17 protein-coding genes and 1 pseudogene are annotated in these 16,983 nt (G+C 70.3%); 10 read left to right on the top strand and 8 right to left on the bottom strand.

Translation table 11 applies throughout. The features are described 5' to 3' along the window. Positions 1 to 100 precede the first annotated feature (100 nt). The 5 genes from LGM71_RS20250 to LGM71_RS20230 form a co-directional block, all read right to left on the bottom strand. Positions 101 to 862, bottom strand: a complete 762-nt coding sequence (locus LGM71_RS20250) for a M48 family metalloprotease (RefSeq protein ID WP_059607712.1) — start codon at positions 860 to 862, stop codon at positions 101 to 103. Between the two features lie 150 nt (positions 863 to 1,012). Continuing rightward, the gene (locus LGM71_RS20245; RefSeq protein WP_059607714.1) at positions 1,013 to 1,819 is read right to left on the bottom strand and encodes a glycosyltransferase family 2 protein; all 807 of its coding nucleotides are present in this window, start codon (positions 1,817 to 1,819) and stop codon (positions 1,013 to 1,015) included. 110 nt (positions 1,820 to 1,929) lie between these two features. Continuing rightward, positions 1,930 to 3,219: an endoribonuclease L-PSP gene (locus LGM71_RS20240; RefSeq protein ID WP_226116122.1), complete on the bottom strand. Its 1,290-nt coding sequence runs from the start codon at positions 3,217 to 3,219 to the stop codon at positions 1,930 to 1,932. Positions 3,220 to 3,316: 97 nt separating this feature from the next. Next, positions 3,317 to 4,033: a 3-oxoacyl-ACP reductase FabG gene (gene fabG / locus LGM71_RS20235; protein ID WP_226116120.1), complete on the bottom strand. Its 717-nt coding sequence runs from the start codon at positions 4,031 to 4,033 to the stop codon at positions 3,317 to 3,319. A gap of 115 nt (positions 4,034 to 4,148) precedes the next feature. Continuing rightward, positions 4,149 to 4,433 carry a phosphopantetheine-binding protein gene (locus LGM71_RS20230; protein WP_124621269.1) on the bottom strand — a complete coding sequence of 95 codons (285 nt, stop codon included), beginning with the start codon at positions 4,431 to 4,433 and terminating at the stop codon, positions 4,149 to 4,151. A gap of 564 nt (positions 4,434 to 4,997) precedes the next feature. Here LGM71_RS20230 and LGM71_RS20225 point away from each other — a divergent pair. From LGM71_RS20225 to LGM71_RS20180, 10 genes are all read left to right on the top strand, one after another. Then, positions 4,998 to 5,642: a hypothetical protein gene (locus LGM71_RS20225; RefSeq protein ID WP_124900909.1), complete on the top strand. Its 645-nt coding sequence runs from the start codon at positions 4,998 to 5,000 to the stop codon at positions 5,640 to 5,642. A gap of 65 nt (positions 5,643 to 5,707) precedes the next feature. After that, entirely contained in the window at positions 5,708 to 7,468 is a 1,761-nt protein-coding gene (locus LGM71_RS20220) for an AMP-binding protein (protein WP_226116117.1), read from the top strand. Further along, positions 7,465 to 8,439, top strand: a complete 975-nt coding sequence (locus LGM71_RS20215) for an acyl-CoA synthetase (RefSeq protein ID WP_226116115.1) — start codon at positions 7,465 to 7,467, stop codon at positions 8,437 to 8,439. Before LGM71_RS20220 ends, LGM71_RS20215 begins: the two co-directional genes overlap by 4 nt. Then, positions 8,436 to 9,080, top strand: coding sequence for a LolA-related protein (locus LGM71_RS20210; RefSeq protein WP_059607724.1), 645 nt, complete (start codon positions 8,436 to 8,438; stop codon positions 9,078 to 9,080). The genes LGM71_RS20215 and LGM71_RS20210 overlap by 4 nt, the downstream gene beginning before the upstream one ends. After that, positions 9,080 to 11,560, top strand: a complete 2,481-nt coding sequence (locus LGM71_RS20205) for an MMPL family transporter (RefSeq protein WP_226116113.1) — start codon at positions 9,080 to 9,082, stop codon at positions 11,558 to 11,560. Before LGM71_RS20210 ends, LGM71_RS20205 begins: the two co-directional genes overlap by 1 nt. After that, complete coding sequence (locus tag LGM71_RS20200; RefSeq protein ID WP_175817060.1) at positions 11,557 to 12,441, top strand: polysaccharide deacetylase family protein; 885 nt, start codon at positions 11,557 to 11,559, stop codon at positions 12,439 to 12,441. Before LGM71_RS20205 ends, LGM71_RS20200 begins: the two co-directional genes overlap by 4 nt. 63 nt (positions 12,442 to 12,504) lie before the next feature. Next, positions 12,505 to 13,728: a beta-ketoacyl-[acyl-carrier-protein] synthase family protein gene (locus LGM71_RS20195; RefSeq protein WP_226116111.1), complete on the top strand. Its 1,224-nt coding sequence runs from the start codon at positions 12,505 to 12,507 to the stop codon at positions 13,726 to 13,728. Next, positions 13,725 to 14,543: a beta-ketoacyl synthase chain length factor gene (locus tag LGM71_RS20190; protein ID WP_174906133.1), complete on the top strand. Its 819-nt coding sequence runs from the start codon at positions 13,725 to 13,727 to the stop codon at positions 14,541 to 14,543. The genes LGM71_RS20195 and LGM71_RS20190 overlap by 4 nt, the downstream gene beginning before the upstream one ends. Next, positions 14,540 to 15,064 carry a hotdog family protein gene (locus tag LGM71_RS20185; RefSeq protein WP_226116109.1) on the top strand — a complete coding sequence of 175 codons (525 nt, stop codon included), beginning with the start codon at positions 14,540 to 14,542 and terminating at the stop codon, positions 15,062 to 15,064. Before LGM71_RS20190 ends, LGM71_RS20185 begins: the two co-directional genes overlap by 4 nt. 22 nt (positions 15,065 to 15,086) lie before the next feature. Then, on the top strand, positions 15,087 to 15,380 hold the full coding sequence (locus tag LGM71_RS20180) for a hypothetical protein (protein WP_059607735.1): 294 nt from the start codon (positions 15,087 to 15,089) through the stop codon (positions 15,378 to 15,380). 80 nt (positions 15,381 to 15,460) lie between these two features. On the opposite strand, the gene LGM71_RS20175 is transcribed toward LGM71_RS20180, so the two are convergent. The 3 genes and pseudogenes from LGM71_RS20175 to LGM71_RS20165 form a co-directional block, all read right to left on the bottom strand. Continuing rightward, on the bottom strand, positions 15,461 to 15,661 hold the full coding sequence (locus tag LGM71_RS20175; RefSeq protein WP_059683846.1) for a hypothetical protein: 201 nt from the start codon (positions 15,659 to 15,661) through the stop codon (positions 15,461 to 15,463). 197 nt (positions 15,662 to 15,858) lie between these two features. Then, positions 15,859 to 16,602 carry an acetoacetyl-CoA reductase gene (gene phbB / locus LGM71_RS20170; protein WP_124900901.1) on the bottom strand — a complete coding sequence of 248 codons (744 nt, stop codon included), beginning with the start codon at positions 16,600 to 16,602 and terminating at the stop codon, positions 15,859 to 15,861. 214 nt (positions 16,603 to 16,816) lie between these two features. Next, positions 16,817 to 16,983: pseudogene (locus tag LGM71_RS20165) on the bottom strand (acetyl-CoA C-acetyltransferase); the annotation flags it as partial.

The raw sequence follows: 16,983 nt of genomic DNA, 5'->3' as shown, positions 1-16,983 counted from the left end.
TGTTCCGGTTCCCCGAAAAACAAAAACCCCACGCCCGCAAGAGCGTGGGGTTTCGTTCATCCCGGGCGGCGCCGAACGCGGCCGGCGCCCCAGGCGGCGATCAGCTGCCCTTCGCGATGCGATCCTGGATGTGCTGCGCACGGCTAGCCGACGACGGGTGCGAGCTCATCATCGAGCTCTTGCCGCCATCGAGCTGCGCAAGCTTCTGGAACGCGGTGACGAGGCCCTTCTGGTTCATGTTCTTCTGCTTCATCAGGTCGAACGAGTAGTCGTCGGCCGCGCTTTCCTGCGTCTGCGAGAATTGCGCGTTGATGAACTTCTCGGTGATGTCGCCGAGCTGCGAGCTCGTCAGGGCCGCGACGCCCGGCGATGCCGCACCGGCCGCGGTGCGTGCCGCGCTGACCGCGTAGGCGGTCTGCATCGCCTTCTTCGAGTGACCCAGCGCGACGTGGCCCATTTCATGACCGATCACACCGCGCAGTTCGTCGTCGTTCATCATGTCCATCAGGCCGCTGTACACGCGCACGCAGCCGTTGCCCATCGCCCACGCGTTGACGTCCTTGGTCACGTAGACCTTGTAGTTGATTTTCTGGCCGTTCAGCGTCATGTCGCCGAAGCCCTTCATCACCTTCGTCAGGCGCTTCGAGTACGCGCTATTCGGCGCGGCGATCTTCGATTCGGCGTCGCTCGCCTTGCACGAGTCGTTCGACAGCGCCGCGATGTCGGTGTCCGACAGCGTCGCCGCCTTGAACAGGCTGGTCCCCGCCGACGTCAGGCTGTTCGCGTCGAGATTCTGCACGCCGCCGCATGCGCTCAACAGGAACGCCATGCCACACGCTGCCGCCGCTTTCTTGATATGCATCCCGGATCCCTCGGTAGTTGTATTTGGAAGCGGGGATTTTGCATAATCCGGCAGAAAATTACCAGACGTTTACATCAAATGACAGCTTGATTACTCACCGATTCGAAACGAACGGCGCGATTGCCCAGTCATTTGATAGCAATCACGTCATCAATCGCCGTGACCGGATGACCGGCTGAACGTCGAACGCGACCGGCGCGTGAGCCGCCGCGCGACCAGCATCGGCAGCCGCACCACAAAACCGGCGAAGAGCCGCAGGTGCATCCACGCGAGCAGCGCGTTGTCGCGGCCATAGTGGAAATGCGACACGCCGCCCTCGTGCGCGCCGAAGTAGCGCACCGGCGCTTCGATGCGGATCGGTCGAACCCCGGCCCAGCACAGCCGCACGGCGGCTTCCGGATCGAAGTCGAAACCGCGCATCCACGGCTGGCGATGCATGATCGCGGCGAGCGGAGCGACCGGGTACACGCGGAAGCCGTACAGCGAATCGCCGATCCCGGCCCATAGCGTCTCGAGGTCGGCCCATCCGTTCGACAGCCGCCGGCCCTGCACGCGCAGCTGCGGCGCGCTCGCGTCGAACTTCGGCAGGCCCAGCACCATCGCATCCGGCGCCGCCTGCGACGCGGCCATGAATTCGGGAATCAGGTCGGCCGGATGCTGGCCGTCGGAGTCCATCGTCAGCACGTGCGTGAAGCCGCTTGCGGCCGCCGCGTCGAGCCCGGCCAGCACCGCGGCGCCCTTGCCGCGGTTCTCCGGCAGCACGATCACTCGCAGCCCGGGGTCGCGCTCGGCCATCGCCTGCAGCCGCTCGGCGCTGCCGTCGGTGCTGCCGTCGACGACGACCCACACCGGGTTCCACTGCGCGCGGGCGTTGCGCACGGTCGTGTCGACCTTGACGCCCGGGTTGTAGCTCGGAATCAGTACGAGATGGGTGGACGAGGCGTGCAGCTTGAACATGGGAACGGCCGATTGCGAAGACGAGGATCCTGACAAAAGTTTATGACCTGCAGGCGACTGCCGACAGGCTTCGTCGACGCCGCCTTCGCGCAGCGACAGGCCCGCGCGCTTCACGACAGGTGCTCCAGCGGATGGCCGGCGCTCGCTTCGATCTCGACCAGCAGATCGTCGCGGCACACGTCCGCGTGGACGAACAACGGCCGCACGCCGGAGCCCGCCGCATCGCGCAGCGCGCGTTCGATCGCGGCGAGCGCCACGGCATCGTCGGCGTCGCGCACGTAGACGCGATAGTTCAGGTCGGCGAGCGCGAACGGGCCGTGCCCCTGCCGCGCGGCCTGCTCGAGCACGGCGGCCAGGTTCGCGATCGTCTCGCGCGTTTGCGCGACGATGTCGCCACGATGCACGGTCCGATGCCCGACGATGCTGGCGGTGCCCGACACGAACAGCAACGGCGCGGCATCGTCGCCCGGCCACGCGGCCGCGCGCGCGAACGTCGGCGCACGCGGGCCGTACTCCGCCGGGTAGTGATACGCGCTGACCTGGCGCGGGTTCTCGACCGGATCGGCCGGCGTGCGGGTCGCGATGAAATGGATCGCGAGCGGCGCGGCCGGCGGCGTGTCGCCCGCGACGGGCACGACCGAGCCAAGCGCGCAGGCCGCCGGCACGCTGCCCGTCAGCGCGCGACGGCACGCGTCGAACGCACGCTGCCTGCCGATATTGAACTGACGATAGCGCTCGATCCCGAACTGCAGCGCGTTGATCGCGGGCACGGTATTCCAGATTCGCAGCGGATGCGCAATGCCGAGCGCATCGAGCACGTCGAACAGCGCGCGGTATGCATCGTATGTCGCGCGCTCGAGCGGCGTGCCGCCGTCGCGATCCGCATCGGCCGCGTCCTGCTCCTCCTGCACGACGATGCTGCCGAACACGAGCCCCGCCGTTTCGCTGTAGCGATACTGCAGTGCGCCGCGTCGCTCGCTGCGCAGATCGGGCGCGTCGCACTGCCAGATTTCGCAGACCGCACCGGCGCGTGCGTGGCCGCCGGCGTCGAGCAGCGCCATCTGCACCGGTGCGCGCGGCAGGTCAGGCGCGGCGGCGGCAAGCATGCTGGCCATCGCGTCGGTCGGCGCGCCAGCCGCACCGATGCAGACCGCACCGAGCGCACCGGGAAACACGTGGTCGAATGCGTCGCCCCGCTGCCGCGCATCGTGCAGCAGCGCGGCCAGCCGCGCATGATCGATCTGGACGAGTCGCAGCGCACGGTTGCCGCCGTTCGCGGCGGGCGAGATGCCCGCTCGCGATGCGGCGGCTCCGCCTGTCGTGTGTTCGCGCGCGACCGCGGACGTGGCGGACGACGGGGAACACGCTCGCCGTTCGGCGTCGACTGGATACACTGACACTTCGATTTCCTCACTATGCGGTGCGGGCTCGCGGCGTCGTGGCCACGCGCCGCGTTGCGCGCCGTTGCTTCGCGTCAGGCCGACGCCGCGCGCGTCGTCATGCGAGCCCGCCGTTGACGGACAACACTTGTCCCGTCACATAAGCGGCCGCATCTGATACCAGATACGCGACCATCGCCGCGACTTCGTCGGGCCGGCCCGCGCGTTGCACCGGCACGAGCTGCTTGATCCGTTCGGCGGGAAATGCAGGGTCGGCCATCGGCGATTCGATAATGCCGGGCGCGACCGCATTCACCGTGATGCCGCGCGACGCGAGCTCCAGCGACAGCGACTTCGTCGCGCCGATCAGCCCCGCCTTCGCGGCCGCGTAGTTGACCTGCCCGCGGTTGCCGGTCACGCCGGCGACCGACGCGATGTTGACGATCCGGCCGCGCCGCGTGCGGATCATCGGCAGCAGCAACGGCTGCGTCACGTTGAAAAAACCGTTGAGCGTCACGTCGATCACGCTATGCCACTGCCGGCGCGACATGCCGGCCATCGGTGCGTCGTCGTGAATGCCCGCGTTGTTGACGAGGATCTGCACCGGTGCGTCGTCGATGAACGGCGCGAGCGCGGCGAGCGTCGCATCGGCGTCGGTCACGTCGAACGCAATCGCATGCGCGGTGCCGCCGGCCGCGACGATCTGCTGCGCGACCGCCTCCGCCTGCGCGATATTCCGGTTCGCGTGCACCCAGACTTCGTGGCCGGCCTGCGCGAGCGCCGCGCAGATCGCCTGCCCGAGTGCGCCGCTGCCACCCGTTACGAGCGCCCGCATCGCATTGCTCCGTTCATGGCGTTTCCTCTCGATCGACGTGGCCGTGGTTCGTCCAGCGACCGCCGCCGCGTGCCGTCGTCGTCTGCGTGCCGCGTCGCGTTCGCGCGCGCCGCCGTCACTTGGTGCGATGCGCGGCGACGTACTCGGCAAGCGCGCCGAGCGTCGCGAAGATCTTCTGGTTGTCCGGATTGTCCGAGCGCAGCTCGAAGCCGTATTTCTTCGAGATCAGCAGCGCGATTTCCAGGATGTCGATGGAGTCGAGCCCAAAGCCCTCGCCATACAGCGGGGTCCCGGCCGTCACCGTTTCGAGCGGGACGTCTTCGAGATTCAGTTCGCCGATGATCAGCGTGGCGAGCTCTTGTTCCAGTGCGTTCATCATGCTTGCGGGCAGGCGGCGCATGGCAGCGGGAGGCACCCGGAAACGGCAATCGTCGTGCACGCCCGGCGCGTGCGAAGCGCGCGCGAATCTCCGTCCTCCGGCGTCTGCCGGCTTCCCCGCCTGCGTTATTGGGGGTCGTTTGTAAAAGTTACGCGGATTCTAGACGATGGGTATCGGCACGTATACGGGGATTGGTTACAGACTGAAGGCCCCCGCCGCGGCCGGTTTCGGGACCGCGATCGCAGCAGACGCTTGAGCCGCGTCGGGCGGAAATGAATCGCCGCCGCGAAAGGTTCAGTGCGCTGCCATACATTCGGTTACAAAACCCGGCTGCGTCGACCTCGAACCGCCGCGCCGCGGCCCTAAAATGTGCGTGCACGATAGCCGGCCCGGACACGCGTCCCGGTCGCCATTCATATGATGTTTGACGGCCCGACGAATGCGTCCGGCCGCGATCCGTCCGATGTTTCCAGCAGCCATGCCGTGCCCGTCCATTCGTCTCGACCCGGTTTGCCCGCCCGTCCGCCGCCGCGCCGCGACGGACGACAGCAATGCGCGCACGCGCCGCGCGCCCGGAGCGCCGCGATGACCTCGCCGCTCGGCATCGCACGCGGCGTCGGCGCGGTCGCCGCAGTGGCGGCGTACCAGATCGGCGCGCACTACGCGGCCGCGACTCCCGGCGCGCACGGCTTCGGCCTCGCGATGGCGCTCGTGCCGCCGCTGCTGCTCGCGCTCGGCGCGGCATTGCGCTCGCCGAGGCGTGGATGGCTGGTGTCCGCATGGCTGCTCGCCGCGGCCGCGCTGTGGGCCACGCGCATTCCGCTCGCGCGCCATTTCGAATGGGGCCTGTATCTGGAGCACGCGAGCTTCAACCTCGCGCTGGCGCTGCTGTTCGGCCGCACGCTCGCGGCCGGCCAGGTGCCGCTGTGCACGCGCTTCGCGACCATGATCCACGGCACGATCACGCCGGCCGTCGCGATCTACACGCGGCGCATCACGTTCGCATGGACGCTGTTCTTCGTCGCGATCGCCGCCGTGTCGACGCTGCTGTTCGCGACCGCGCCGATCGTCGCATGGTCGACGTTCGCGAACTACCTGTCGCTGCCGCTCGTCGCGGTGATGTTCGCCGCCGAGCATGCGTGCCGGCGCTTCGCACTGCCGCACGACGCACGGCCGAGGATGATCGACGCGGTGCGCGCGTACCGCGCGTCGACGCAGCCGTCACGATGAATTCATGACCGGCGCGGCGCCGCATCGCGGCCGCGCCGGTGACCGTCTCCCGCTTTCGCCGATTTATGCCGACTTACCCGCTGGTGTTCCATTCCTCGCCGGACCAGGTGATTGCCTGGCGCGACGGCACGCCCGTCAGCGTGCGCGCGTTCGTCGCCGACGTCGCGCGCGTGGCCGCCGCGCTGCCCGCCGGCGGCCACGTGTTCAACGTGTGCCGCGATCGCTACCGCTTCGCCGTCAGCCTGTGCGCGGCGCTCGTCACCGGCAGGATCAGCCTGCTGCCGTCGACACACACGCCGGAGATGGTGCGCCAGCTCGCGTCGTTCGCACCGGACGCGTTCTGCCTGCACGACGCGCCGGACTGCACGATCGACCTGCCGCGCTTCGCCTATCCGGACGCCGCACCCGGCGACCTCCCCGACGACGCGCCGTGCGTGGTGCCGCAGATCGACGCGTCGCGAATCATGGCGTACGTGTTCACGTCGGGCTCGACCGGCGCGCCGGTACCGCATCGCAAGACCTGGGGCTTCCTGGTCGGCTGCGTGCGCGCGGCGGCCGACCGCCTCGGCCTGCTCGACGGCCGCGCGGCCACGCTGATCGGCACCGTGCCCGCGCAACACATGTACGGCTTCGAGTCGACGGTGCTGCTCGCACTGATCGGCGGCCTCGCGTTCAGCAACCGCCAGCCGTTCTACCCCGTCGACATTCGCGACGAACTCGCCGCGATCCCGCAGCCGCGCGTGCTCGTCACGTCGCCGATTCACCTGCGCGCACTGCTGTCGGCCGGCCATGCGCTGCCGCCGGCCGCGCTCGTGCTGTCCGCCACCGCGCCGCTGTCGGAAAAGCTCGCGTGCGAAGCCGAGGCCGCGCTCGATGCGCCGCTCGTCGAGATCTACGGCAGCACCGAGACCGGCCAGATCGCGACGCGCCGCACGTCGCAAGGCGCGACGTGGCAGCTGTTCCCCGGCATCCGCCTCGACGCACGCCCGGCACATGATGCGCCGGGCCGCGACACCGCAGGCGACGACAGCGGTCCGACCGTGTGGGCGTCGGGCGGACACGTCGAAACCCCCGTGCCGATGGGCGATGCGCTCGAACTGCTCGGCGACGGCCGCTTCCTGCTGCACGGCCGCAAGGCAGACCTCGTCAACATCGCAGGCAAGCGCACGTCGCTCGCCTATCTGAATCACCAATTGAACGCGATCGCCGACGTCGTCGACGGCGTGTTCTTCATGCCGGACGACGCCACGCCGGCCGATGCCGATGCGACCCGCGAACCGGTCACGCGGCTCGTCGCGCTCGTGGTCGCGCCGACGCTCGCCGCGGCCGACCTGCAGCGCGCGCTGCGCGAACGGATCGATCCCGCGTTCATGCCGCGTCCGCTCGTGTTCGTCGACGCTTTGCCGCGCAACGAAACGGGCAAGCTGCCGCGCGACGTGCTCGCCGCGCTCGTCGCACGGCACACGCGGGCCGCAGCGGCTGAAGCGAGCGAGCGCGCCGTGACGGCTGCGCCGCTCGCGTTCACGATTCCCGCCGATCACCCGGCACTGCCCGGTCATTTCCCCGGTCATCCGATCGTGCCGGGCGTCGTGCTGCTCGATCACGCGATCGCCGCGCTCGGTGCGTCGCTGAACCGCCCGCTGCACACGTGGCGGCTGGCTTCCGCGAAATTCCTGAGCCCGGTCGCGCCCGGCGAGCCGCTCGATCTCGCGTTCGATGCAGCGGCCGGCGGCGCGATCCGCTTCACGCTGCGCGCCGGCGCACGCGACGTCGCCACCGGCGTGCTGTCCGCACCGGCCGCCGCGCCGGAGGGTGCACGGCCATGAAGCGCACCGCATGGGCCGAGCGCCAGGAACGCAGCAACGCGGCGTTGCTGCGCGCGATGACCTGGATCTCGCTGCGGTTCGGCCGGCGGCCGTCGCGTGTCGTGCTGCACGCCATCGCGACCTATTTCGTGCTGTTCTCGCCGGTCGCCTGCTCGGCGTCACGCGACTATCTGCGCCGCGTGCTCGACCGTCCAGTGCGCTGGCGCGACGTGTACCGGCACGTGTTCACGTTCGCGGCGACGATCCACGACCGCATCTACCTGATGAACGGCCGCTTCGACCTGTTCGACATCCGGCTGCATGGCGAAACGCGGGTCGACGATGCGCTCGCCGGCGGGCGCGGCGCATTCCTGATGGGCGCGCACCTCGGCAGCTTCGAAGTCGTGCGCGCGATCGGCCGCACGCGTCCGGACCTGCGCGTCGTCGTCACGATGTTCGAAGAGAACGCGCGCAAGATCAACGCGACGCTCGCCGCCGTGAACCCGGCCGCGAAACCGGACGTGATTCCGCTCGGGCAGGTCGACTCGATGCTGAAGGTGCGCGAGCGTCTCGACGCGAACTGCATGGTCGGCATGCTCGCCGACCGCACGCTGCTCGACGATGCAGCAACCTCGATGCGGCGGCTGCCGCTGCTCGGCGCACCGGCCGCGTTCCCGCTCGGGCCGCTGTACATGGCCGCGATGCTGCGGCGCCCGGTGCTGTTCATGACGGGCCTCTATCGCGACGGCAACCGCTATGACGTGCACTTCGAGACGCTCGCCGATTTCTCCGACGTGCGCCGCGACGCGCGCGCGGCGGCCGTCGACGCGGCGCTCGCGCGCTACGTCGCGCTGCTCGACAGGTATTGCCGCGCGGCCCCGTACAACTGGTTCAACTATTTCGATTTCTGGCAGACCGGCACGGCCGCCGCGCGCCGCGACGATGCGCGCGCGTGCGCCAACCTGTCCGCCACGAGGGATTCCGACGCATGACCGCCGTTCTCCGCTTCCTGTCGCTGTTCCCGCTACCGTCCGCGCCCGCGCTGCGCCGCTCGGCGCGCACGTTCGCCATCACGGCCGCCGTCGCGCTCGCGCTGCCCGCGCACGCGGCCGACACCGGTGCGGCGTGGACCCTCGACCGGCTGATGTCGACGCTCGCGCAGCACAAGTCCGGACGCGCGACGTTCATCGAGACGAAGACGCTATCGATCGCCGCGCAACCGCTCGAATCGTCGGGCGAACTCGTGTTCGTCGCGCCCGACCACCTCGAGAAGCACACGCTGAGCCCGAAGCCCGAACATCTCGTCGTCGACGGCGACATGCTCACCGTCGAGCGCAACAACCGCAAGTACACGCTCGCGCTCGCGCGCTATCCGGAACTCGGTGCGTTCATCGACAGCATCCGCGCGACGCTCGCCGGCAATCGTTACGCGCTCGAGCAGGTCTACAAGGTCGCACTCGCCGGTCGCGGCGACGACTGGACGCTGATGCTCACGCCGCTCGATTCGCGGATGCTGAAGGTCGTCAGCACGATCACGCTCGAGGGCTCGCGCGACGAGTTGCGCAGCGTCGCGATCCGGCAGGCCGACGGCGACCATTCGACGATGCGGCTGCAACCCGTCCCGGCGAAGTGATGGACGAGCGCACCCGGCCGACCGCCCCCGTCGCGCATCGCCCGTCCGCGTGGCGGCAGCGCGCCGTGCTCGTGTGGCTGGTTGCGCTCGTCGCATGCGGGATCGCGATCGCCCGTGCGCATTTCACGACTGACCTGTCCGCATTCCTGCCGAGCGCGCCGAGCGCCGGGCAGCGCGTGCTCGTCGATCAACTGCGTGACGGCATCGTGTCGCGGCTGATCCTCGTCGCGATCGACGGCGGCGATGCGGCCACGCGCGCCGCGCTGTCGCGGCGCGTCGCCGGCACGCTGCGCGCCGACCGGCAATTCTCGGCGATCAACAACGGCGAAGCGGTCAACGACGTGCAAGACCGGCAGTTCGTGTTCGACCATCGTTATCTGCTGAGCCCGGCCGTCTCGCCGCAACGCTTCAGCGCGGGCGGCCTGCACCAGGCGCTCGGCGACAGCCTCGACCTGCTGAGCTCGTCGGCGGGCCTCGTCGCGAAGGCGATGTTGCCGCGCGACCCGACCGGCGAAGTGACCGCGCTCGTCGACCAGCTCGACAGCGGCGCGCAGCCCGCGATGCGCGATGGCGTGTGGACGTCGCGCGACGGCACGCGCGCGGTGCTGGTCGTGCAGACGGCCGCCGCCGGCTCCGACACCGACGCGCAGGCGCGCGCGATCGACGCGGTGCGCCACGCGTTCTCGGCCGCGACGCAGACGCTGTCGAACCGCGCCGCGTACACGCTCGCGATGACCGGCCCCGGCGTGTTCTCGGTCGACACGCGCGACACGATCCGGCACGACGTCGAGCGGCTGTCGACGGCGAGCGTCGTGCTGATCGTCGCGCTGCTGATGACGCTGTACCGCTCGCCGCGCACGCTCGCGCTGGGGCTGCTGCCGGTGCTGACAGGCATCGCGGCCGGCATCGCGGCGGTCAGCATCGTGTTCGGCACGGTCCACGGGCTGACGCTCGGCTTCGGCACGACACTGATCGGCGAAGCCGTCGACTATTCGATCTACCTGTTCGTGCAATCGGCGCAGGTCGGCGCGCGCGGCACCGCGCGGCCTGCCGACGCGACGCGCGCATGGGTCGCCACGTACTGGCCGACGATCAGGCTCGGCGTACTGACGTCCGTGTGCGGCTTTGCGTCGATGCTGTTCTCCGGTTTTCCGGGCCTCGTGCAGCTCGGGCTGTACTCGATCGCCGGGTTGACGGCCGCCGCGCTCGTCACGCGCTTCGTGCTGCCTCACCTGCGCGGCGAGCACGTCGCGATTCGCGACGTGTCGCGCGTCGGCGCGGTGCTCGCGCGTGCGGCCGCCGCGGCGCCGCGGCTGCGCTGGCCGCTCGCCGCGCTCGTGCTCGCCGCGTGCGCGACGCTCGTGTTGCATCGCGACGGCCTGTGGAGCCGCGAGCTTGCAGCGCTGAGCCCCGTTCCCGCCCGCGCGCAGGCACTCGACGCACGCCTGCGCGCCGATATCGGCGCGCCGGACGTGCGCTACCTCGTCATGATTTCCGCGCCGACCGAACAGGCCGCGCTCGAACGCGCGGAAGAGGTCGCAGCGCAATTGCAGCCGCTCGTCGATCGCGGCACGCTCGCGGGCTTCGAAAGTCCCGCGCGCTATCTGCCGAGCGACGCCGCGCAGCGCGCGCGCCAGGCGAGCCTGCCGGACGCGGACGTGCTTGCCACGCGCATGCGTGCGGCCGTCGCGAACCAGCCGATCTCGGTCCGGCCCGAGCTGTTCGCACCGTTCATCGCCGATGTCGAGACCGCACGCCGCGCGCCGCCGATCACGCGCGCGGACCTGCGCGGCACGTCGATGGCGCTCGCCGTCGACGCGCTGCTGACCGAGCGCGCGGGCCGCTGGAGCGCGATGTTGCCGCTGCGCGCGCCTGATACCGCACGTACCGCGTCGGCGGCCACGCCGGCGCTCGATGCCGCGCCGATCCGCGCGGCGGTCGCGCGCGCCGGCGTGCCGGATGCGCTGTTCGTCGACATGAAGGCCGAGGCCGACCGCCTGTACGTGAACTACGTGCACGAGGACATCCGGCTGTCGCTCGCGGGTTTCGCGGCAATCGCCGTGCTGCTGCTGATCGCGCTGCGCTCGCCGCGTCGCGTCGTGCGCGCGCTCGCGCCGCTGGTCGCGGCCGTGCTGGTGGTGACGGCCGGCTTCGCGCTCGCCGGCGTGCCGCTGACCATCCTGCATCTCGTCGGGATGCTGCTGATCGTCGCGGTCGGCTCGAACTATGCGCTGTTCTTCAACAAGCGCGACGACGCACAACCGGTCACGCCGCACACGCTCGTGTCGCTGCTGATCGCGAACCTCGCGACGGTGGCCGGCTTCGGCCTGCTCGCGCTGTCGCGCGTGCCGCTGCTCGAAACCTTCGGGCTGACCGTCGGCCCTGGCGCGATGCTCGCGCTCGCGTTCGCCGCGATTCTCGCGCCACGCGCCGCAGCGACGAGCAGCGCTCGTCCCGACCTGACAGGAGCCCGCGCATGAATGCGCCGTCGTCCGTTCCACCGCGGCAGCCGGGCGATGCGCGCCGCTGGAAACCGACGCCGCTGATCGCGGGCACGGCGGCGCTGCACGCGGGCGCGCTCGCGGCCGTCGTCGCGCAACCGGCTGCATGGCCGTGGGCAGCCGGCGGCGTGGTCGCGTCGCATCTCGCGCTGACTGCCGCCGGCCTGTGGCCGCGCAGCGCGCTGCTCGGACCGAACTGGACGCGCCTGCCGGCCGGCGCCGGCCGCCGGATCGCGTTGACGATCGACGACGGCCCGGACCCCGACGTCACGCCGCGTGTGCTCGACCTGCTCGATCGTCACGATGCGCGCGCGACGTTCTTCTGCATCGGCGATCTCGCGCGCCGCCATCCGCGGTGGATCGAAGCGATCGTCGCGCGCGGCCATGCGGTCGAGAACCACAGCCAGCGGCACCGGCATACGTTCTCGCTGTCGGGACCCGCCGCGCTGCGGCGCGAGATCGCGGCCGCGCAGCAGACGCTGACCGAGATCGCCGGCACGCGCCCGCGCTTCTTCCGCGCGCCGGCCGGCCTGCGCAATCCATTTCTCGAGCCGGTGCTGTGCGAGCTCGGCCTGCAGCTCGCCAGCTGGACGCGCCGCGGCTTCGACACGCGCGCGAGCGACGCGGACATCGTCACGCGCCGCCTGCTCGACGGTCTGGCGCCGCGCGACATCCTGCTCGTTCACGACGGCCACGCGGCACGCGACGCGCGCGGCGAACCGGTCGTGCTCGACGTGCTGCCGGCGCTGCTGCGCGCGGCCGCCGATGCGCAGTTGCACTGGACCACGCTGCGCGCCGCGCTCGCGCCCGAATCGCCCGCCCAGCCCGGCACGCCGGCCCCCCCGTTTGATAAAATCTGACCCTGCCCGGCGCGCCCGCCAGCCCTGCTGCGGCGCCCGTTCCGGCCACCGGATACGACCCTCGTGAAACCTCTCCTGCTCTCGCACTTCACCGCCACCAGTTGCATCGGCAGCGGCCTCGATGCGACCCTCGACGCGCTGCGCAACGCACGCGGCGGGCTCACGCCGTGCGACTTCGAACGCGCCGATCTCGACACCTGGATCGGCGCGGTGGACGGCGTCGATGCGCATCCCGTGCGCACGGATCTCGCCGACTTCGACTGCCGCAACAACCGCCTCGCACAACTCGGCCTCGTCCAGGACGGCTTCGACGCACGCGTCGCGGCGGCCGTATCGCGCCATGGCGCCGCGCGCGTCGGCGTGTTCATCGGCACGAGCACGTCCGGCATCCTCGAGACCGAACGCGCGTACGAGCAACGCGATCCGGCGAGCGGCGCGCTGCCCGCAGGGTTCCGCTATGCGCACACGCACAACCCGTATTCGCCGGCCGCATTCGTGCGCGCGTATTTCGCGCTGCGCGGGCCGGCGATGGCGATCTCGTCAGCGTGTTCGTCCGGCGCGAAGGTATTCGGCTCCGCGCGCCGGATGATCGAAGCGGGGCTGATCGATGCGGCCATCGTCGGCGGCGTCGATTCGCTGTGCCTGACGACGCTGTACGGCTTCAATTCGCTCGAACTGCTGTCGCGCAGCCCGTGCCGGCCGTTCGACGTCGCGCGCGACGGCATCTCGATCGGCGAAGCGGCTGCGTTCGCGCTGCTCGAACGCGTGCCGGATACACGCGCCGCGCTCGACGAAGACGCGATCCTGCTGCTCGGCATCGGCGAATCGAGCGATGCGCATCACATGTCGTCGCCGCATCCGGAAGGGCTCGGCGCGCGCATCGCGATCGAACAGGCACTCGCGTCGGCCGGCCTCGCGGCAGGCGACATCGACTACGTGAACCTGCACGGCACCGCGACGCCCAGCAACGATGCCGCCGAAAGCCGCGCCGTCGGCGCGCTGCTCGCGCGCACGCCGTGCAGCTCGACGAAGGGGGCGACCGGGCACACGCTCGGTGCGGCCGGCGCGCTCGAAGCGGTCGTCGCCGCGATCGCGCTGCGCGAGCAGTTCGTGCCGGCCGGCGTCAACACGACGCAGCCCGACCCGGCGCTGGCCTCCGACTACGTGCTCGCGAGCCGCGCGGCGCGCGTGCGTGCGGTCCTGTCGAATTCGTTCGGATTCGGCGGCACGAACTGCAGCCTGATCCTCGGCCGCGCCGAGCATGCCCGCCGCCGGGAGCCGACATGACCCTCACCGCCTTCATCGAAAGTGTCGGCCTCGTCGGGCCGGGATTGAACGACTGGCCGCACGCGGCCGACGTGCTCGCGGGCCGCGCGGCCTATGCGAGCGCGCGCACCGTGCTGCCGCCGCCCGCCAGCCTGCCGCCGGCGGAACGCCGCCGCACCGGCCCCGTCGTGCGCGTCGCGCTTGCGGTCGGCCTCGAGGCGGCAGCCGCGAGCGGGCGCGATGCCGCCACGCTCGCGACCGTGTTCAGCGCGTCCGGCGGCGACGGTCAGAACTGCCACGCGATCTGCGAGACCCTCGCCGGCGACGATCGCCACCTGTCGCCCACCCGCTTTCACAACTCCGTGCACAACGCGCCGGCCGGCTACTGGAGCATCGCGACCCGCGCGATGGCGACGTCGAACGTGCTGTGCGCTCACGACGGCAGCTTTGCCGCGGGCTTGCTGGAGAGCCTGTGCCAGGTCGCGGTCGATCATGTGCCGAGCCTGCTGATCGCCTACGACACCGACTATCCGGAGCCGCTGCGTGCGGTGCGACCGATCGTCGACGCATTCGGCGTCGCGCTCGTGCTCGTGCCCGACGCGAGCGAACGCACGCTCGCGCGCATCGACGTGCAGCTCACCGACGCGCCGGCGACGACGCTCGCGAACCCCGAACTCGACGCGCTGCGCACCGGCAATCCGGCCGCGCGCGCACTGCCGCTGCTCGACGCGCTCGCCGCTCGGCACACGGCGAGCGTCGTGCTCGACTATCTGGACGATACGCGCGTGCAGGTCGATATCGCGCTGGCGAATCCCGCGGCGGAGCACGCGCAATGACGACGCCGACGCCTGCGCTGACGACGGCAACGCTCGATCGCGCATGGATCGCCGCGCACATTCCGCACGAAGGCGCGATGTGCTTGCTCGATCGCGTCGAAGCATGGGATGCCGTGCGGATCCGCTGCAGCGCGACGAGCCATCGCGATCCGCACAACCCGCTTCGCTCGCACGGCCGGCTCGCATCGGTCTGCGGAATCGAATACGCGGCACAGGCGATGGCCGTGCACGGCGCGCTGGTCGGTACGCAACACGCGCAGACGGAACCTGCGCGGCCGCGCGCCGGCTATCTGGCGAGCGTGCGCAACGTCGACGCGTTCGTCGATCGGCTCGACACGTTCGAGCTGCCGCTGATCGTCGACGCCGAGCGCATCGGCGGCGACGACCGCTCCGTGCTGTACGGCTTCACGCTGCGCTGCGGCGAGCGCGTGCTGCTCGGCGGCCGCGCCGCGGTGATGCTCGATGCATCGGCCGCCGGCGTATTCGTTCCGCCGCCGGCCGGCCGCGCGGACCCTCGATGACTAGCCCCAAGGAAACCAGGTCGTGAAAGCACGTCAGTTCATTTGCACCGCGTTCGTTCTCGCGCTGATCAGCCCGATCGCGCACGCGGACATGTCGGAAGTGAAGCAGGACATCAAGCGCGATTCGAAAGAAGCTGCGCACAAGACCGGCGAGGCCGCGCGAAGCTTCGGCCACGCAACCGCGAGCGCCGCGAAGACGGTCGGCCACGGCATCGCGCACGCGTCGCGCGAGGGCTGGGATGCCACCAAGCGCACGACGAAGCGGATCTTCCACAAGAACGATTCGGGCGAAGGTGCGGCGAAAAGCAGCGATTGAGCGCGGGCGTTCCGCGTACCGCACACGAACGCGCGCGATGCGGCACGACGCGTGAACGCGCCGTTGCCGCACCGCCGCCGTCAGCGCGCGCCGCTACGCGTGCGACGCGCCGGCCCGCGCGCCAGGCGCTTGCCATACGCGACGAGCCAGCAATCGAGAGGATCGAAGTTGCGCAGCAGCCGCGCACGGCGCCGCTCGAGCCAGTGAAGCGCGATCGCCATCGTCAGCGCGACGGCCAGTGCCGAGCCGCCGATCGCGAGTCCCATCCAGGTGTCACCCATGCCTCCTCCGGAATGCGAGGCCGGGGCGGCGCGCGTGCCGCGACGCGGTAGTCGGAGCGCGGGCGCACACGGCCCGCCGCATGCGCGGCGAACCTGCGTCCGTGATCCGTCACCGCGCGCGTGCCGCGCCATCCCGGCGCTGGATACAGCGGGAGCACGGCCCGGGCGCGCGCGAACGCCGCCCGGGCCGCCGCGCGTCAGTGCATGTGCTGGCCGCCGTTGATCGCGATGTTGGAGCCCGTCACGAAGCCGGCCTCCTCCGAGCACAGATACGCGATCAGCGCCGCGACTTCCTCGGGTTGACCGAGCCGTCCCGCCGGAATCTGCGGAAGGATCTTCGTATCGAGGATGTCCTGCGGGATCGCCGTCACCATCTTCGTCGCGAGATAGCCCGGCGATACCGTATTCACCGTCACGCCCTTGCGCGCGATCTCGAGCGCGAGCGATTTCGTGAAGCCGTGCATGCCGGCCTTCGCGGCCGCGTAGTTGGTCTGGCCGACCGAGCCCTTCGAGCCGTTGACCGACGAGATGTTGACGATGCGTCCCCAGCCGCGCTCGACCATGCCGTCGCAGACCGGCTTCGTCATGTTGAACACGGAATCGAGGTTGGTGCGGATCACCGCATCCCAGTTGACCTTGTCGAGCTTGCGCAGCGTCATGTCGCGCGTGATGCCCGCGTTGTTCACCAGGATGTCGACCGGGCCGACGTCCCGCACGATCGTGTCGATGCACTGCTGGCACGAATCGTGGTCGGCCACGTCCACCGGATACGCATGGAATTCGCGGCCGGCCGCATGCATTTCCGTCAGCCAGCGATCGGCGCCCGCGTTGTTCGGCGAATACGTGACGACGACCCGGTGGCCCGCATCGTTCAACCGGATGCTGATCGCTTCGCCGAGGCCGCCCATTCCACCAGTCACAACTGCAATTCGCTTAGTCATCCTATAAGTTACCGACAAAAAGGTAGTCAATGATGCGGAGCGACGGCATGGCACATGCTGCCGCCCCACCGCTGCGATGCGCTGGCACCCGCAAGGCGGGCACGGCGCACCGGTACATCACGCTTGTTGTTGGTTGCTTGTTCCGCGCGAAGGTTGCTGCGCACGCGGGCGGCACCGGCCGGCGCCGTCCGCGTGCAATATCGTCAGACCCTGCTCAACCGCGTTCGACCGCGAGCGCGACGCCCATCCCGCCACCGATGCACAGCGACGCCAGCCCGCGCTTCGCATCGCGCTTGACCATCTCGTGCAGCAGCGTCACCAGGATCCGGCAGCCCGACGCGCCGATCGGGTGACCGATCGCGATCGCCCCGCCGTTCACGT

Source organism: Burkholderia sp. AU33545, assembly GCF_020419685.1.
In the GTDB taxonomy this organism is placed as follows: Bacteria; Pseudomonadota; Gammaproteobacteria; order Burkholderiales; family Burkholderiaceae; genus Burkholderia; species Burkholderia diffusa.
The sequence above is the reverse complement of the archived record's forward strand: the minus strand, read 5'-3'. Positions and strand labels throughout refer to the sequence as shown.

Excerpts from the sequence above, each read along its gene's own strand:
- LGM71_RS20250 (WP_059607712.1), bottom strand. The coding sequence starts at position 862 with ATGCATATCAAGAAAGCGGCGGCAGCGTGTGGCATGGCGTTCCTGTTG.
- LGM71_RS20245 (WP_059607714.1), bottom strand. The coding sequence starts at position 1,819 with ATGTTCAAGCTGCACGCCTCGTCCACCCATCTCGTACTGATTCCGAGC.
- fabG (WP_226116120.1), bottom strand. The coding sequence starts at position 4,033 with ATGCGGGCGCTCGTAACGGGTGGCAGCGGCGCACTCGGGCAGGCGATC.
- LGM71_RS20230 (WP_124621269.1), bottom strand. The coding sequence starts at position 4,433 with ATGCGCCGCCTGCCCGCAAGCATGATGAACGCACTGGAACAAGAGCTC.
- LGM71_RS20225 (WP_124900909.1), top strand. The coding sequence starts at position 4,998 with ATGACCTCGCCGCTCGGCATCGCACGCGGCGTCGGCGCGGTCGCCGCA.
- LGM71_RS20220 (WP_226116117.1), top strand. The coding sequence starts at position 5,708 with ATGCCGACTTACCCGCTGGTGTTCCATTCCTCGCCGGACCAGGTGATT.
- LGM71_RS20215 (WP_226116115.1), top strand. The coding sequence starts at position 7,465 with ATGAAGCGCACCGCATGGGCCGAGCGCCAGGAACGCAGCAACGCGGCG.
- LGM71_RS20210 (WP_059607724.1), top strand. The coding sequence starts at position 8,436 with ATGACCGCCGTTCTCCGCTTCCTGTCGCTGTTCCCGCTACCGTCCGCG.
- LGM71_RS20205 (WP_226116113.1), top strand. The coding sequence starts at position 9,080 with ATGGACGAGCGCACCCGGCCGACCGCCCCCGTCGCGCATCGCCCGTCC.
- LGM71_RS20200 (WP_175817060.1), top strand. The coding sequence starts at position 11,557 with ATGAATGCGCCGTCGTCCGTTCCACCGCGGCAGCCGGGCGATGCGCGC.
- LGM71_RS20190 (WP_174906133.1), top strand. The coding sequence starts at position 13,725 with ATGACCCTCACCGCCTTCATCGAAAGTGTCGGCCTCGTCGGGCCGGGA.
- LGM71_RS20185 (WP_226116109.1), top strand. The coding sequence starts at position 14,540 with ATGACGACGCCGACGCCTGCGCTGACGACGGCAACGCTCGATCGCGCA.
- LGM71_RS20175 (WP_059683846.1), bottom strand. The coding sequence starts at position 15,661 with ATGGGTGACACCTGGATGGGACTCGCGATCGGCGGCTCGGCACTGGCC.
- phbB (WP_124900901.1), bottom strand. The coding sequence starts at position 16,602 with ATGACTAAGCGAATTGCAGTTGTGACTGGTGGAATGGGCGGCCTCGGC.